At 63.2% G+C, this 13,480-nt stretch carries 14 protein-coding genes; 5 read left to right on the top strand and 9 right to left on the bottom strand.

What is annotated here, in order from left to right; all coding sequences use genetic code 11:
* The first annotated feature begins 69 nt into the window (after window positions 1–69).
* Window positions 70–681 carry an LOG family protein gene (locus tag H2509_RS19830; protein WP_182168207.1) on the top strand — a complete coding sequence of 204 codons (612 nt, stop codon included), beginning with the start codon at window positions 70–72 and terminating at the stop codon, window positions 679–681.
* Window positions 682–693: 12 nt separating this feature from the next.
* Here H2509_RS19830 and rarD read toward each other — a convergent pair whose 3' ends face one another.
* The 4 genes from rarD to cysS are packed head-to-tail and all read right to left on the bottom strand — an operon-like array spanning window position 694 to window position 5,224.
* Window positions 694–1,635: an EamA family transporter RarD gene (rarD, locus tag H2509_RS19825; protein ID WP_182168206.1), complete on the bottom strand. Its 942-nt coding sequence runs from the start codon at window positions 1,633–1,635 to the stop codon at window positions 694–696.
* Window positions 1,636–1,692: 57 nt separating this feature from the next.
* Window positions 1,693–3,285 carry a citramalate synthase gene (cimA, locus tag H2509_RS19820; RefSeq protein WP_182168205.1) on the bottom strand — a complete coding sequence of 531 codons (1,593 nt, stop codon included), beginning with the start codon at window positions 3,283–3,285 and terminating at the stop codon, window positions 1,693–1,695.
* Window positions 3,282–3,776 carry a GFA family protein gene (locus H2509_RS19815; RefSeq protein ID WP_328805135.1) on the bottom strand — a complete coding sequence of 165 codons (495 nt, stop codon included), beginning with the start codon at window positions 3,774–3,776 and terminating at the stop codon, window positions 3,282–3,284. Before H2509_RS19815 ends, cimA begins: the two co-directional genes overlap by 4 nt.
* Entirely contained in the window at window positions 3,773–5,224 is a 1,452-nt protein-coding gene (gene cysS, locus H2509_RS19810; protein ID WP_182168204.1) for a cysteine--tRNA ligase, read from the bottom strand. The genes H2509_RS19815 and cysS overlap by 4 nt, the downstream gene beginning before the upstream one ends.
* A gap of 416 nt (window positions 5,225–5,640) precedes the next feature.
* Between cysS and H2509_RS19805 the strand changes: the two genes are divergently transcribed.
* Together H2509_RS19805 and H2509_RS19800 are read left to right on the top strand one after the other, a co-directional pair.
* On the top strand, window positions 5,641–5,835 hold the full coding sequence (locus H2509_RS19805) for a hypothetical protein (RefSeq protein WP_182168203.1): 195 nt from the start codon (window positions 5,641–5,643) through the stop codon (window positions 5,833–5,835).
* A gap of 163 nt (window positions 5,836–5,998) precedes the next feature.
* Window positions 5,999–6,355, top strand: a complete 357-nt coding sequence (locus tag H2509_RS19800; protein ID WP_182168202.1) for an ArsR/SmtB family transcription factor — start codon at window positions 5,999–6,001, stop codon at window positions 6,353–6,355.
* Window positions 6,356–6,359: 4 nt separating this feature from the next.
* On the opposite strand, the gene H2509_RS19795 is transcribed toward H2509_RS19800, so the two are convergent.
* The 3 genes from H2509_RS19795 to H2509_RS19785 all read right to left on the bottom strand — a co-directional run bounded on the left by H2509_RS19795 (window position 6,360) and on the right by H2509_RS19785 (window position 8,508).
* On the bottom strand, window positions 6,360–6,878 hold the full coding sequence (locus tag H2509_RS19795) for a CreA family protein (RefSeq protein WP_182168201.1): 519 nt from the start codon (window positions 6,876–6,878) through the stop codon (window positions 6,360–6,362).
* 94 nt (window positions 6,879–6,972) lie between these two features.
* On the bottom strand, window positions 6,973–8,073 hold the full coding sequence (locus H2509_RS19790) for an MBL fold metallo-hydrolase (RefSeq protein WP_182168200.1): 1,101 nt from the start codon (window positions 8,071–8,073) through the stop codon (window positions 6,973–6,975).
* Window positions 8,074–8,115: 42 nt separating this feature from the next.
* The gene (locus H2509_RS19785) at window positions 8,116–8,508 is read right to left on the bottom strand and encodes a hypothetical protein (protein ID WP_182168199.1); all 393 of its coding nucleotides are present in this window, start codon (window positions 8,506–8,508) and stop codon (window positions 8,116–8,118) included.
* 98 nt (window positions 8,509–8,606) lie between these two features.
* Here H2509_RS19785 and H2509_RS19780 point away from each other — a divergent pair, with 98 nt between their 5' ends.
* Together H2509_RS19780 and H2509_RS19775 are read left to right on the top strand one after the other, a co-directional pair.
* On the top strand, window positions 8,607–9,095 hold the full coding sequence (locus tag H2509_RS19780; protein ID WP_182168198.1) for a MarR family winged helix-turn-helix transcriptional regulator: 489 nt from the start codon (window positions 8,607–8,609) through the stop codon (window positions 9,093–9,095).
* Between the two features lie 220 nt (window positions 9,096–9,315).
* On the top strand, window positions 9,316–10,539 hold the full coding sequence (locus H2509_RS19775; RefSeq protein WP_182168197.1) for a DUF2865 domain-containing protein: 1,224 nt from the start codon (window positions 9,316–9,318) through the stop codon (window positions 10,537–10,539).
* On the opposite strand, the gene gltX is transcribed toward H2509_RS19775, so the two are convergent.
* Together gltX and H2509_RS19765 are read right to left on the bottom strand one after the other, a co-directional pair.
* Entirely contained in the window at window positions 10,502–11,863 is a 1,362-nt protein-coding gene (gene gltX / locus H2509_RS19770) for a glutamate--tRNA ligase (protein ID WP_182168196.1), read from the bottom strand. The genes H2509_RS19775 and gltX overlap by 38 nt on opposite strands.
* Before the next feature lie 13 nt (window positions 11,864–11,876).
* Window positions 11,877–13,199: an MFS transporter gene (locus H2509_RS19765; protein ID WP_328805134.1), complete on the bottom strand. Its 1,323-nt coding sequence runs from the start codon at window positions 13,197–13,199 to the stop codon at window positions 11,877–11,879.
* Between the last annotated feature and the right edge of the window lie 281 nt (window positions 13,200–13,480).

Here is a 13,480-nt window from a genome sequence, read left to right as displayed (position 1 = left end):
AAACCCGTAATCATGGATAAGGCGCATCGATGCTTGACCGGGCGCAAGCCACAATGCCACATCTTTGCCATGACCGATCTGAAGACAGTCTGCGTTTATTGCGGCTCCGGCACGGGCAAGAACCCGGCCTATGAAACGGCCGCCGTCGAACTTGGCCGGGAAATAGCCCGTGCCGGGCTCAAGCTCGTCTATGGCGGCGGCTCCATCGGGCTGATGGGTGCGGTCGCTGGCGCCGCGCTTCAGAGTGGCGGCCATGTCACCGGTGTCATCCCGCGTTTCCTGAAGGAGCGCGAGGTGATGATGGAACGAGTAACCGAGCTGGTCGTCACGGAAGACATGCACGAGCGCAAGCGGATCATGTTCGAGCGGGCTGACGCCTTCGTGGCATTGCCCGGCGGCATCGGCACGCTGGAGGAGGTCGTCGAGATGATGACCTGGGGCCAACTCGGCCGCCACCGACGCCCGGTGATTCTCGCCAATATCGGCGATTTCTGGAACCCGCTGGAGCGCCTCCTGCAGCATATGCAGGACGAGGCGTTCATCCGTCCGGGTTTCGAGGTCGACTATCACATGTGCGATCGGATCGCGGAAGTCGTGCCCGCACTGCAGCGCGCCTGCCGCGAGGCCGCCCTGGCCGGTCGCGACGAGGGCGCCGGCGTCACCGACGTCGAGAAGCTTTAGGCATTTTGGGTATCAGGCCCGGGCCGGTCGCCGCTCCCGCCTGCGGATGGCATCGACGGACACGATCGCCAGCGAGATCCAGATCAGCACGAAGCTGGCGAGTTTCACCGTCGACAGCGGTTCGCCCCAGTAGCTGATCGCCAGCAGGAACTGGATCGACGGTGCGATATACTGCAGGAAGCCGACGAGGCTCAGCGGCAGACGCCTGGCACTGGTGGCAAACAGGATCAGCGGCAGCGCCGTCACGATGCCTGTGCCCAGAAGCGCGACAAGCAGGCCCGGATCTCCGGTCGGCAGCACCGTCCCGCCATGGGAAGCAAGCCAGATCATGAAGCCAAGCGAAAACGGCGTCATCAGCAAGGTTTCGATGAACAGGCCGGGCGTCGCGCCCACCGGCGTCATCTTGCGGACATAGCCATAGGCTGCGAAGGAAAAGGCCAGCACCAGCGACACCCAGGGCAGGCTGCCGAGCAATATCCCCTGCGAGGCAATGGCGACGACCGTCAACCCGGCCGCAATGGTCTGTGCCCTGGTCAGCTTTTCGCCGAGAAGCACGAGGCCGATGACGATGTTCACCAGCGGGTTGATGAAATAGCCAAAGCTGACCTCCAGCACCCGTCCGACCTCGATCGCCCAGATGAAGACGAGCCAGTTCACCGAGATCAACGCCGCCGAAAGAAAAAGCAGCGTCAAGGGCTTGCGGCTTTTCAGAATCGCCTTGACCTCGCCCATGCGACGCACGATCACCAGGAACAAGCCGACCGACAGCACCGACCAGATGATGCGGTGCGCGACGACCATGTAGGCCGGCACGCCATCGGTCAGCGTGTAGTAGAGCGGCAGAAAACCCCACAGCAGATAGGCTGAAATCCCCGCCGTCAGCCCAAGGCGGAATTCCGCCTGCGCGGTCGATGCGACATCAGGGGCGGCATCTGGCGCGGCACTATCTGCCATGCGAACTCCTTCGCGCGGCAAAATGCGCCGCGATCAACAAGCCGTGCGGGCGTCCTGTCAGATGCCGGCTTTCAGCAGGGTATAGGTAACGGAATCGATCAGCGCCTGGAATGAGGCATCGACGATGTTTCCCGACACGCCGATCGTGAACCAGCGCTTGTGCGTGCGCTTGTTCTGGCTTTCGATCAGAACCCGCGTCACCGCATCGGTGCCTCCGTTCAGGATGCGCACCTTATAGTCGATCAACTCCATCTCGTCGATGATGGACTGATACTTGCCAAGGTCCTTGCGCAGGGCGATGTCGAGGGCGTTGACCGGGCCGTTGCCCTCGGCGACCGACATGCGCGTCTCGCCGTCGATATCGACCTTCACCACCGCTTCGGAAACCGTCACGAGTTCGCCGATGGCGTTGAAGCGCCGCTCCACCATGACGCGGAAGGATTTCACGTCGAAATAGCCGGCGACCTCGCCAAGCCGGCGCCGCGCGAGCAGTTCGAACGAAGCATCGGCCGCCTCATAGGCGTACCCCAGCGCCTCGCGCTCCTTGACATCGGCAAGCAGGGTATCGAGCCGCGGATCCTTGCGGTCGACCTCGATGCCGAGCCGCTTCAGCTCGCCGATCAGGTTCGACTTTCCTGCCTGGTCGGATACCAGCACCCGGCGGCGGTTGCCCACCGTTTCCGGCGCAACGTGTTCATAGGTCTGCGGATCCTTCAGCAGCGCCGAGGCATGGATTCCGGCCTTGGTGGCGAAGGCGCTCGCACCGACGTAAGGCGCGTGAATATCCGGCGTCCGGTTGACGATCTCGTCGAAGGCGCGGGAGATCGCGGTGACGTCCTTGAGCGCGGCCTCGCCGACGCCGGTCTCGAAGCGTTCCGCATAGGCTGGCTTCAGCAGCAGCGTGGGGATCAGCGTCGTCAGGTTGGCGTTGCCGCAGCGCTCGCCGATGCCGTTCAGCGTGCCCTGGATGTGGCGGCAGCCCGCCTCCACCGCCGCCAGCGAATTGGCCACCGCCTGCCCCGTGTCGTCATGGGCATGGATGCCGAGATGGTCGCCCGGCACCACGCGCGCCACGTCGGCGACGATCTCGCGCACCTCGTTCGGCAGCGTGCCGCCATTGGTGTCGCACAACACCACCCAGCGCGCGCCGGCGTCGTAGGCGGCCTTGGCGCAGGCCAGCGCATAGTCCCGGTTGGCCTTGTAGCCGTCGAAGAAGTGCTCGCAATCGACGAGCGCCTCGCGCCCGGCCGCGGTTGCCGCCTCGACGCTTTCGCTGATCGAGACGAGGTTTTCCTCGTTCGTCGTCTCCAGCGCCACGCGGACGTGATAGTCCCAGGCCTTGGCGACGAAGCAGATCGCATCGGAACGCGCGTCGAGCAGCGCCTGCACACCCGGATCGTTGGAGACCGAGCGCCCCGCACGCTTGGTCATGCCGAACGCGGTGAAGACGGCGCTCTTCGTGCGCTTTTCGGAGAAAAAGGCCGTGTCGGTGGGATTGGCGCCCGGATAGCCGCCCTCGACATAGTCGACACCCAGCCGTTCCAGCAGTTCCACGATGGCGATCTTCTCGTCCACCGAGAAGTCGATACCGTTCGTCTGCTGCCCATCGCGCAGGGTGGTGTCGAAGAGATAGAGGCGTTCACGGGTCATTTCGCGGAGTCCTTGGCGGGCCAGGCCGGCGTATCGTGGTCGGGATGCTGATAGGAGCGGATCGACAGCAGGAATTCCGCGCTCGCCACGTCCTCCTCGGTGCGTCGCTCAGGCAGGGCGGCAAGTGCCTGGAAGTACGGCATCCGCCCTTCGGTGCCGAACTGGATCACCGGTGCGATCTCCTCCGGATGATCGAAGGCCCCGATCGCGATCGCCACGTCGTCGTTCGGCGCCTCGTAGGTCAGTGGCGTGCCGCAATCGGCGCAGAAGCCCCGCGCGACGTGATTGGAACTCTGGAAGCGGCGCGGCATGCCCCGCGTCCAGGTGAAGCCGCCAGCGGGCACGGAGACGAGCGGAGCGAAGTAGTTGCCGAACGCCTTCTGGCACATGCGGCAATGGCAGATGGAAGCCGTGCCGAGTTGTCCTTCGACGCGAAACCGGATCGCGCCGCACTGGCAGCCGCCGGTATGGATGTCGTCGCTCTCGCTCACCGCTTGACCTCCCAGGACGTCCGGATCTCACCGGTATCTCCGTCCTTGTAATCCTTTAGGACAATTCCTTCGCCTGCAAGCTCATCACGAATGCGATCGGCTTCCGCCCAGTTCCTGGCCGCGCGCGCGGCGAGGCGGTCGGCGATCCTGCCCTCGACCCGGATAGCAAGTTCCGGGTCTGCCTGCTTTGCTTCTTCGCCCTTCGCGGCACGGGTCAGCATCGCTTCAGTCTCGAAGCCAAGGAAGGCAAGGCTCGCCGCAAGCCTGCGAACGGCGAGCGCGTCTCCTTGTCGACCTTCGCGGGCAAAGCCGTGCAATGCGGCGATCGCGCGCGGCGTATTGAGATCGTCGCACAGCGCTTCCACCACCTCGACCGGCAGATCGTTCGCCGGACCGCATTCGGATTCGTTCGCCGCAATCAGTTCCGCCCAGCGGTCGAGCAGCCGGTCGGCTTCCTGAAGCGATTTCTCGGTGAAATCGAGCGGTTGCCGATACTGGGTCATCAGCAGCACAAGACGGATCGTCCGTCCGTCCCAGGCTCGTCCTCCGATCTTCTGCGTCTCCAGCAATTCGTGCACGGTGACGAAGTTGCCGAGCGACTTCGACATCTTCTCACCTTCGACCTGCAGGAAACCGTTATGCAGCCAGTAATGTGCCATTAAGGGCGCATCGTGGCTGCAACGCGATTGCGCTACTTCGTTCTCATGGTGCGGGAAAACGAGGTCGACGCCACCGCCATGGATGTCGAAGGTCTTGCCCAGATGCTTGCCGGCCATCGCCGAGCATTCGATATGCCAGCCGGGGCGTCCTGACCTTTCGATGCTGCAGGGACTCGGCCAGCCCGGCTCGTTTCCGGCCGAAGGCTTCCAGAGCACGAAATCCATCGGCCCCTTCTTGTAGGGAGCCACCTCGACGCGAGCACCGGCCTGCATGTCCTCCAGCGACCGGCCGGAGAGCTTGCCGTAATCCTCCATCGAACCGACATCGAAGAGCACGTGGTCCTCGGCCACATAAGCGTGGCCCTTTTCCACCAGCGTCTCGATCAATTCCTTCATCTCGCCGATATGCTCGGTGGCGCGCGGCTCGATATCCGGATCGAGCGCGCCCAGCGCGCGCATGTCGGCGTGGAACTGCGCCGCCGTCTTTTCCGTCAGCTCGCGGATGGAGATGCCTTCGGCTGCGGCCCGCGCGTTGATCTTGTCGTCCACGTCGGTGATGTTGCGAACGTATTTGACGTGTTCGGCACCATAGAGGTGCCGCAGCAGCCGATAGAGCACGTCGAAAACGACGACGGGCCGCGCATTGCCGATATGGGCATAGTCGTAGACGGTCGGACCGCAGACATACATGCGCACGTTGGCCGGATCTTCGGGCACGAAGTCTTCTTTCTGCCTGCTGAGCGTGTTCGTCAGCCGCAGCGTCGGTTTGTCCGCCGGGAACCTGTCCATGCGCCTATGCCTCTCCTGGAGCATACCCCGCCAAATCTGAATCGGATTTGGCGACAAGGATATGCTCAAGATATTGATCCTGGAGCGATTTCTAACCACGAAAGCGATTCCGCTTTCGTGGAAAGCGCTCTGGCCGCTTGGCCGGGGCGTTCGTCTCAGATCCCTTGGGGGTGCTTGCGCATGAGGGGAACGGCCACAGCCAGCGGTGTCGCTAGCTGCAAATAATCTGAACCGGAATGATTTTCCGCGTCGCCGTTGTCATGGGACATAGCTTCTGACGCGATTGGGCTTTCCGGTCAAGCCGTAAACGGCGTTTACCTTCCTGAACGCAGGCTGAACCCGGGCCTCAGGCCGCATTCAAGGCGCAGGATGCAAAGTGCTTCCATCCTGAGTATCGCGCGTTTCGAGGAAGTCCCATGCGCCCCTTCTGCCTCCGCTTCGCCTGCCGCCTTCTGGTGCTTGCCATCCTGCTCGGCCCCTTCCTGCTCGCGGGCGTCACGGTGCTCCTTTCCGCGCAGGCCAGAGGCGATACGAGCGCCAGCCTCGCCTGCGCCGGTACGACTTGCGCGGCCTCCATGACAGGCCCTTCCTTTGCGTGGCGCGTGAATTGAGGTACCTTTCTCGCCTCAGCTGACGTCGCGGCTAAAACAAGCTTTTCCTATCAAGTCCGAAGGGCTATTGCTGGAAATGCGTAGTTTTTCGGATTCGGCCTGACTAGAGGATGGGCGGCCGCCGGAAATCAGCCGAGCTCTGCAAGCGCCAAGGACGCATCCTATGGGACGGATAGGAGAACTGGCAGTGAATACGCTTGAGCAGAATGCGGAAGAAGCCGCGGCATTCCTCAAGATGCTGGCCTCCGGGCCGCGGCTGATGCTGATCTGCCATATGACCGACCAGGAAATCAGCGTGAGCGAACTTGCCCAGCTGACCGGCATGCGCATGCCCACTGTATCCCAGCAACTCGCGCTTCTGCGTGCCCAGGGCCTTGTGGCCACAAGGCGCGACGGGACGACGATCTATTATCGCCTGGCCAGCGAGGTTGCGCGCGAGGTTCTGCAGCTCCTGCAGCGGCATTTCTGCCCGCCGGAACTGCTCAAGGCGCCGGCCGCCGCGTCGATGGCGGCCGACTGACGCTTCACTCGTCCAGCCAGTCCGCGCAGCGCGGTGCCTCTGATGTGCCCCAAGGCATGATCGGCACTGTGGAGGTGGAGTTCTTGGGGCTGCCCTCGATGATCTTGTCGGAATAGACCAGATAGACCAGCACGTTGCGCTTGATGTCGCAGCCGCGCACGATCCGCATCTTCTTGAACAGGAAAGAGCGGCGCTGGCGGAACATCTCGTCCCCCTGCTCGAATTTTTCCTTGAAGACCACGGGGCCAACCTGCCGGCAGGCCAGCGATATGTCGGAGACTTCCTCCGCCACGCCGACCCAGCCGCTGATGCCGCCTTTTTCCGGCACCGTGAAATGGCAGGCAACGCCCTCCACCAGCGGATCGTCCACCGCATAGGTCGCCAGCTTGTGGTCGGGGGTGAGGAATTTCCACACGGTCGACTTCTTGAAGATCAGGTCCGGCTCATCCGCCGCCAGGACTGGCGCTGCAACAAAGGCAGCCGCCAAGACAAGGGCCGGCAGAAGGCAATGTCGAAGGCGCATGGAGATCTCCCGCGAGGACTGGGCATGAATGGCGTTCAATCGCGATATAGGAAACCTGTCTCTGCTATGCGACCCCGTATCTGCATGCGGCGCCTCAATCGACCGCTTCGCGGGCGTCCTCCTCGAATTCCTCCTCAAGCGCCTTCAGGGCTTTCTCGCTCTTGTCGTCTCGACCCTGCGTATTTCCCGCTTCCTCGCCTGTCACTTCGTAGTCCTCTTCCGGGACGACATCGTCCATCGCCGCTACCGTCTGGAAGAGGTGCCAGATCTCGCGATCGCGCTCTGCGGTCCAGATTCTCGGGTGCCCTATCTTCTTCGCCTCGTCATAGGCCCGCGCAACATTGAAGGGCAACCGATGGCCGAAAAGTGCCAATCCCGAAAAGTCCGGTCCCATCACCTGCTCAGCGGCGCGATAGGTATCTTCCAGCGAAAACTTGCGCTCGACAGCGCCCTTCACCGTCTCCTGCAGCGTTTCAAGATAGTCGCGCGTGAGGTCGATCGCCTCGTGGACCGCCTCCGTTCCGCGGATCGGCTCTCCCCTTCCCGGCACCAGCGCCTCCGCCTTGAACGCCCTCAGCCGCTCAAGCGTTCGCAGCCAGTCGGCGATATGCCCATCGCCGCAATAGGGCGCCGAAGCGTTCTCGACGAGATCTCCGGCATAGAGCACGCCGGCATCCGGCACGAAGCAGACGATATCGCCCATCGTATGCCCGCGCCCGAGATTCATCAGGCGCACTTCCCGGTTGCCGAGCCACATTGTCAGCGAGGAGGAGAATGTCGTCGTCGGCCAGGTCAGGCCGGGTATCGTCTTCGCATCACGAAAGAGGCGGGGAAACCGGCCCGCCTCGCTTTCAAGATCCTGCTTGCCGCGCTCGCTGATCAAATGCCTTGTCAGGTCGGAACACAGGATTTCCGAAGCACCGAAGACAGTCGCGCCAAGCGTACGCGTCGCATGGAAATGGGTCAGAACCACTCGCCGGACCGGCACATCCGCGATCTCACGAATACGCGCCAGCAATATCTCTGCGCGGGCCGGCGTCGGCTGGGTGTCGATGACGACAACCTCCTTTTCGCCGACCACGACGCCGCTGCTGGGATCGCCGACCGCCGTATAGGCGTAGCAATCCCTGCCGACTTCCCGGAAGTTCGTACTTCTTTCTTCGGTATCCCCGACGGATGCGAAACTCTCGCCCATTACCTACCCTCCGTCATGCGGCGGGTATCCGGCGGCGGGCGCTCAGATGAGACGCGCCAGCAGACCCGCTGCAACGCCAAGCGGTGCCACCCGGCCGAAAAGCGCGAGACAGACAAGGCTCGCCGCTCCAAGACCCAGGACCACTGCCTGAAGAGCCGTATGCCCCCCTGCCCGTGCCATCCGCCAAAGCCAGGCATGCAAGGCAATTGATAGGCTGGCTAAACCTAACGTAACGGCATAAATAGTTATCTTCTGCAATTCTGCTGAAATTGCAAAGACTTTCGTAAAAATCACAGGTATCAGGAAGCCTGAAAGGGGTAGAATGAATATTTGAGCAAGTACCAACCAGAAGAAAATCGGACTGACAGGGGTATTTTTCGCAGCCGTCCGACGATCGTTCGAAGACCCGACTTTCCTGTTTATTCTGTCACGCATCGACTGATTTCACCTACAGCCAACTTCACCCGTAATGCCGGACTTGCTACCTTCGAAACGGGCCGGATGAACAGCCGGCCGGCGACGAGGAATACCGGATGGCGAAGACCACAGGCAGCAGCGCGAGCGAACGGCTGGAGCTTGAGAAATTCCTGCCCTATCGACTCAACGTGCTGGCGGAAGTCGTCAGCCAGTCCTTGTCGCGCTTGTACGAAAGCCGCTTCGGCATCGCAATTCCCGAATGGCGGATCGTGGCGACGCTCGGCCAGTATCGGCGCATGACCGCCAAGGAAATTGGCGCCCACAGCCACATGCACAAGACAAAGGTAAGCCGCGCCGTTGCCGCGCTGGAGGCCAAGGGCCTGCTTGCCCGTACGCCGAATGACGAAGACATGCGCGAGGCGTTCCTGCAGCTCACCCCGCGCGGCGAGGACGTCTACAAGGCTCTTGCGCCGGATGCCCTCGCCTTTTCCGACGCGCTGCTCGATGCGCTGGATGCGGACGAAAAGGCGGCACTCGAAATCATCCTGACACGCTTGACGGACCGCTCGATTGCCCTTGCGGAAAATTTCATAAAATCTGATTAATTCAGGAATCTTCGCATCTTTCCAAAGTGTTAAGGCGATCTTTGATTGTCGTTCGGTTTACCACCTCCACCACTCTTGCTTGAGATCGGCAGGCCCAACTGAAATAATTCAAATACTTCGATACTCGACCCTCCGTCGAACATCACACGCCCGTCGAGAAGATGCGGGACGCAGAATAACCCGCTGGCGACAGGGCCGGCAACAAAGCCGGATGACAGGCATGGACCGCAGGACGCCCGCAGGGAAAGCTGCCGCCGCCGCGCTTCTGGCGGGCATTGCGTTCGCATTGCCTTCCGGAGCGCTTGCGGCAACTTGCGGCGATCTCCGCGCGGAACTTGCTTCGCTTGCCTCCGGCAATTCCGAATACCGCAAGTGGGATGACGCCGCCAGACGCCAGGCAGGTGCATTGAAAGCCGCGGAGCGCGACGCCTCGCTGCTTGGTTGCGGCGGTTCCCCGGCTTCGGCTTCCTGCGCCGGCCTTCCGGACAAGATCAAGCGCATGCGCGCCAATCTCGCCAAGATCGAGGCGAAGCGCGACCGGCTCGGCAAGTCGGGCCGTGCCCTACAGATTCGCGCCGAAATGCGCGCCAAGAACTGCGGCGGCGAAGCCCACGCGGCGGTGCGGGAAAGCGTGCGCCCCTCAGGTGGCGGCCTTCTCTCCTTCCTAGGCTTCGGGCGCGAGCGGCAGGCGCAAGCACAGCCGCAATCCGCACCCATCACCGCATCCTCCCGCCACGGCGACGACAACGGCAGCCGGTCGCGCGTCCAATATGTGCAGCGGGTGCAATACGGCGATCCGGATGCCGACGACGGGCTCGTTTCGGCCCGCTTCGGCCCCGGCCAGTACCGTACGCTGTGCGTGCGCACCTGCGACGGCTTCTATTTCCCGGTCAGTTTCTCGACGACCAAATACGGTTTCGGCCGTGACGAGGCGGTCTGCCGCTCCATGTGCCCGGCGGCGGAGACCCAGCTCTATGTGCATCGCAATCCCGGAGAGACGATCGATGCCCTCGTCTCGCTCGGGGGCGAGCCCTATGGCGAAATGCCGAACGCCAATCTCTTCCGCACCCAGTTCGTCGAAAACTGCACCTGCCAGGGCGATCCGGGCGCGCGGCAGACGATCACCAGCCTCATCCGCAGCGGCGAGGCTGAGGCCGGCAGCTACCTGCGCTCCGATACGCTGGAACCGAACATCCTGTCGACGAGCCTGCGCGACACGATAGACCCTCCCGCAATCGAGGTTCCCGATGGCTCGGACCCGGACACGGAACTGAACCTCACGCTCGGCTACGCGCCGCAGCGCGGCTCGCCGTCCATCGCCACGCTCGGCGTCATCGGCGGCGAAGACCGCAAGAACGAGGCCCAGCCGGCGGCCGAGCCGCAGATTCCCGCCGAAAAACGGGCAGTCAGGATAGTCGGGCCAAGGTATTACGTCGCCCAATGACCGGAAGCAGGACTTTCATGTCCGGTCCGTGATCGAGCCCGGTCAGAGCCCGGCGCAGCGGCAGGAACAGGTTCTTGCCCTTGCGCCCGGTCTTTTCCTTCAACGCGGATGCCCAGTCCCCCCACGTCGCCTCGCTCCAGGGCTCATCCGGCAGCAGGGCGCGTGCTTCGGCGATATACTCCCGGTCTTGCGCGTCGATTGCCGCCGAGATCGGGCCCTGCACCACATGCCACCAGTCGGCGGCATCGCTTACCGTCCCGCAATTCTCGCGGATCGCCAGCCAGAAGGCCTCGTCGCCACTGATGCCCTGTGCCGCAAGCCGCTCCCGCACCGCTTCGAAGGGCATGGCATGGACGAGCCTGGCGTTCAGAGGCTTCAGGTCGGCCGGATCGAATTTCGCTGCCGACTTGGAAACCGAAGCAAGATCCACCATGTCAGCCAGCGCTTCCAGCGATGCCGCCGGCTCGATCGCATGACTGGTGCCCGTCAGCACGGCGAGCGAAGCGACCGCCATCGGTTCCAGGCCCGCTTCGCGCAGCGAGCGCAGCGACAGCGCACCGGTGCGCTTGGAAAGGCCTTCGCCGTGGATCGTCGTCAGCAGGTTCAAATGGCCGAAGACGGGCGGCTCGGCGCCAAGCGCGCGGAAAATCGCGATCTGCACGCCGGTATTGGCGATGTGGTCTTCCCCGCGAATGATATGGCTGACGCCCATCTCGATGTCGTCGAGGATCGAACAAAGCGTATAGAGGAAGCTGCCGTCCTCGCGCACCAGCACCGGATCGGAAAGCGAGGCGAGATCGACCGTTTCCGGCCCCCGGCACAAGTCGTCCCACTGCACTTCCGTGCGTCTCGTGGCGAAGGGATCGCCGTCGAAATTGGGGAGCAGGAAGCGCCAGTGCGGCTTGCGTCCCTGCGCTTCGAAGGCCGCCTTTTCCTCGGCCGAGAGCTTCAGCGCGGCACGGTCGTAGACCGGCGGTCTTCCGAGTGCGCGCGCCCGGTTGCGGCGGCGCTCCAGCTCGTCCGGCGTCTCGTAGCAGGCGTAGAGCAGGCCTTGCTCGCGCAGCCCTTCCGCCGCCGCTTCGTAGCGCGCCACGCGGTCCGATTGCCGCTCCACCCGGTGCGGCTTGATGCCGAGCCAGGCGAGATCCTCGGCGATCGCGGCGGCATATTCCGCCCTGGAGCGCTCGATGTCGGTATCGTCGTAGCGCAGGATGAACTGGCCGCTGTTCTTCAGGGCAAACAGCCAGTTCATCAGCGCCGGACGGGCATTGCCGATATGGAGATAGCCAGTCGGCGAAGGAGCGAAGCGAACGGTAACGGTCATGGGCGAGTCCCTACTAGAACCCGGCCGCACCGGCAAGCCGCCGCGAGACGGAACCGGAGACGACCGTCATCAGCGCGATCATCACCATGCAATAGCCGGCCATCGCCACCATCTGATACTCGTATGCGACGCCGAGATCGATCAGCCAGCCGGTCACGCCCGGCCCCAGTGCCGAGGACAGCACCATCAGCGCGACGACGACCGATCGAATCGCACCCAGATGCCTGGTGCCGTAGACCTCCGGCCACAGGGCACCGAACAGCGTCGATGAAATGCCGTAGCTCGCCCCCAGCAGCATCATGAAGATAAAAGCCGCGGCCGGATGCGTCACGCCGGCCAGCACCAGGCAGGCGAGCGACAGGGGCAGCAGGAAGAACGGCAGCATCTTCAGCGCCGAATAGCGGTCGATCGCCAATCCGGTTGCCAGCGCGAAGACCACCGTCATGCTCGACATGGCGATGAAGGCGGCGGCGAACAGCTCGCGCGTCCAGCCCCTGAGTTCCACCAGATAGACCTGATGGAAGAAGATCGTCGTGCCGATGAAGGGCGGCGCCAGCGTGCCGCAGGAGATGATCCAGAAGGCCGGATCGCGCAACACCTCGCCCCGCGTCCACTGCCGGCCGGTTTCCGGCGCGCCCGTCACCTTGCGCGCCCGTGGCGTGCGCTCGACCTGCAGCAGCCACAGGATTGCCGGCAGCGCACCGAGGAACAGGGCAGAAGCGGCGATCCACCAGCCCGCCCGCCAGCCGACGAGACCGATCAGCGCGACGAAGAGGATCGGCAGCAGCGCCTCCCCCACCTGATGACCGAGCGTCGCGACCGAGACGGCACGCCCGCGCTGGGCGGAATACCAGCGGCCCATCGCAGTGAAGGCGGTATGGGTCATCATGCCCTGGCCGAACAGCCGCAAGCCGTAGATGACGGCAAACAGCATCCACACATTGGCGACGTTCGCCATGGCGATGCAGAAGGCGGTGAGCCCCAGGATCACGCCGACGGCCACGGCGGCGATCGTATGGTCGTCCACCACCTTGCCGATCACCGTCAGCGTGCCGGCCGAAAACAGCGTCGCGGCCATGTAGATGCCGCCGAAATCGCCGTGCGACAGCGAGAACTCGGCGCGGATCTCACCGGCGAAGAGCGAGATGAAGAAGGTCTGGCCGAAGCTCGAGAAGAAGGTCAGCAGCAGACCGGCCGCAAGCCAGCGGAAGTTTTCGACCACGAAACGAAAGAAGGGCATGGAAGCCTCGCGGAGCACGCGCAGCCAGAGCGCTTTCCACGAAAGCGGGGCCGCTTTCGTGATGAGAAATCGCTCCAGGATCAATATCTTGAGCATATCCTTGTCGCCAAATCCAATTCAGATTTGGCGGGATACGCCCCAATGTGTGAGCGGCCTGAAATCTGGACGAAACCTAGCAATAAGGCCGGACGAAGGAGCCGGCAATGCCGAAGTCCTCTATTGCCGGCATTCACCCGGCCGCTCGGATGAAGGCGTGCAGGACGAAAGGAGCGGAGTTGCGCACGGGGCCAGCAGGAACATCGCCGCGCGCTCGTGTGCGCCGGCGGTTTGGCCTGGGAAGCGGCAAGGCGCGGCTTTGCCGCTCTTGCGAATTGAGT

Origin of the sequence: Stappia albiluteola, from assembly GCF_014050225.1 — a bacterium.
Taxonomy (GTDB): Bacteria; Pseudomonadota; Alphaproteobacteria; order Rhizobiales; family Stappiaceae; genus Hongsoonwoonella; species Hongsoonwoonella albiluteola.
The sequence above is the reverse complement of the archived record's forward strand: the minus strand, read 5'-3'. Positions and strand labels throughout refer to the sequence as shown.

Bases quoted from the DNA above. Each gene is read 5' to 3' on its own strand.
- H2509_RS19795 (WP_182168201.1), bottom strand. From the start codon at position 6,878: ATGCGCCTTCGACATTGCCTTCTGCCGGCCCTTGTCTTGGCGGCTGCC.
- H2509_RS19830 (WP_182168207.1), top strand. From the start codon at position 70: ATGACCGATCTGAAGACAGTCTGCGTTTATTGCGGCTCCGGCACGGGC.
- H2509_RS19780 (WP_182168198.1), top strand. From the start codon at position 8,607: ATGGCGAAGACCACAGGCAGCAGCGCGAGCGAACGGCTGGAGCTTGAG.
- H2509_RS19775 (WP_182168197.1), top strand. From the start codon at position 9,316: ATGGACCGCAGGACGCCCGCAGGGAAAGCTGCCGCCGCCGCGCTTCTG.
- cimA (WP_182168205.1), bottom strand. From the start codon at position 3,285: ATGACCCGTGAACGCCTCTATCTCTTCGACACCACCCTGCGCGATGGG.
- gltX (WP_182168196.1), bottom strand. From the start codon at position 11,863: ATGACCGTTACCGTTCGCTTCGCTCCTTCGCCGACTGGCTATCTCCAT.
- H2509_RS19790 (WP_182168200.1), bottom strand. From the start codon at position 8,073: ATGGGCGAGAGTTTCGCATCCGTCGGGGATACCGAAGAAAGAAGTACG.
- H2509_RS19805 (WP_182168203.1), top strand. From the start codon at position 5,641: ATGCGCCCCTTCTGCCTCCGCTTCGCCTGCCGCCTTCTGGTGCTTGCC.
- rarD (WP_182168206.1), bottom strand. From the start codon at position 1,635: ATGGCAGATAGTGCCGCGCCAGATGCCGCCCCTGATGTCGCATCGACC.
- H2509_RS19785 (WP_182168199.1), bottom strand. From the start codon at position 8,508: ATGCGTGACAGAATAAACAGGAAAGTCGGGTCTTCGAACGATCGTCGG.
- H2509_RS19765 (WP_328805134.1), bottom strand. From the start codon at position 13,199: ATGCTCAAGATATTGATCCTGGAGCGATTTCTCATCACGAAAGCGGCC.
- cysS (WP_182168204.1), bottom strand. From the start codon at position 5,224: ATGGACAGGTTCCCGGCGGACAAACCGACGCTGCGGCTGACGAACACG.
- H2509_RS19800 (WP_182168202.1), top strand. From the start codon at position 5,999: ATGGGACGGATAGGAGAACTGGCAGTGAATACGCTTGAGCAGAATGCG.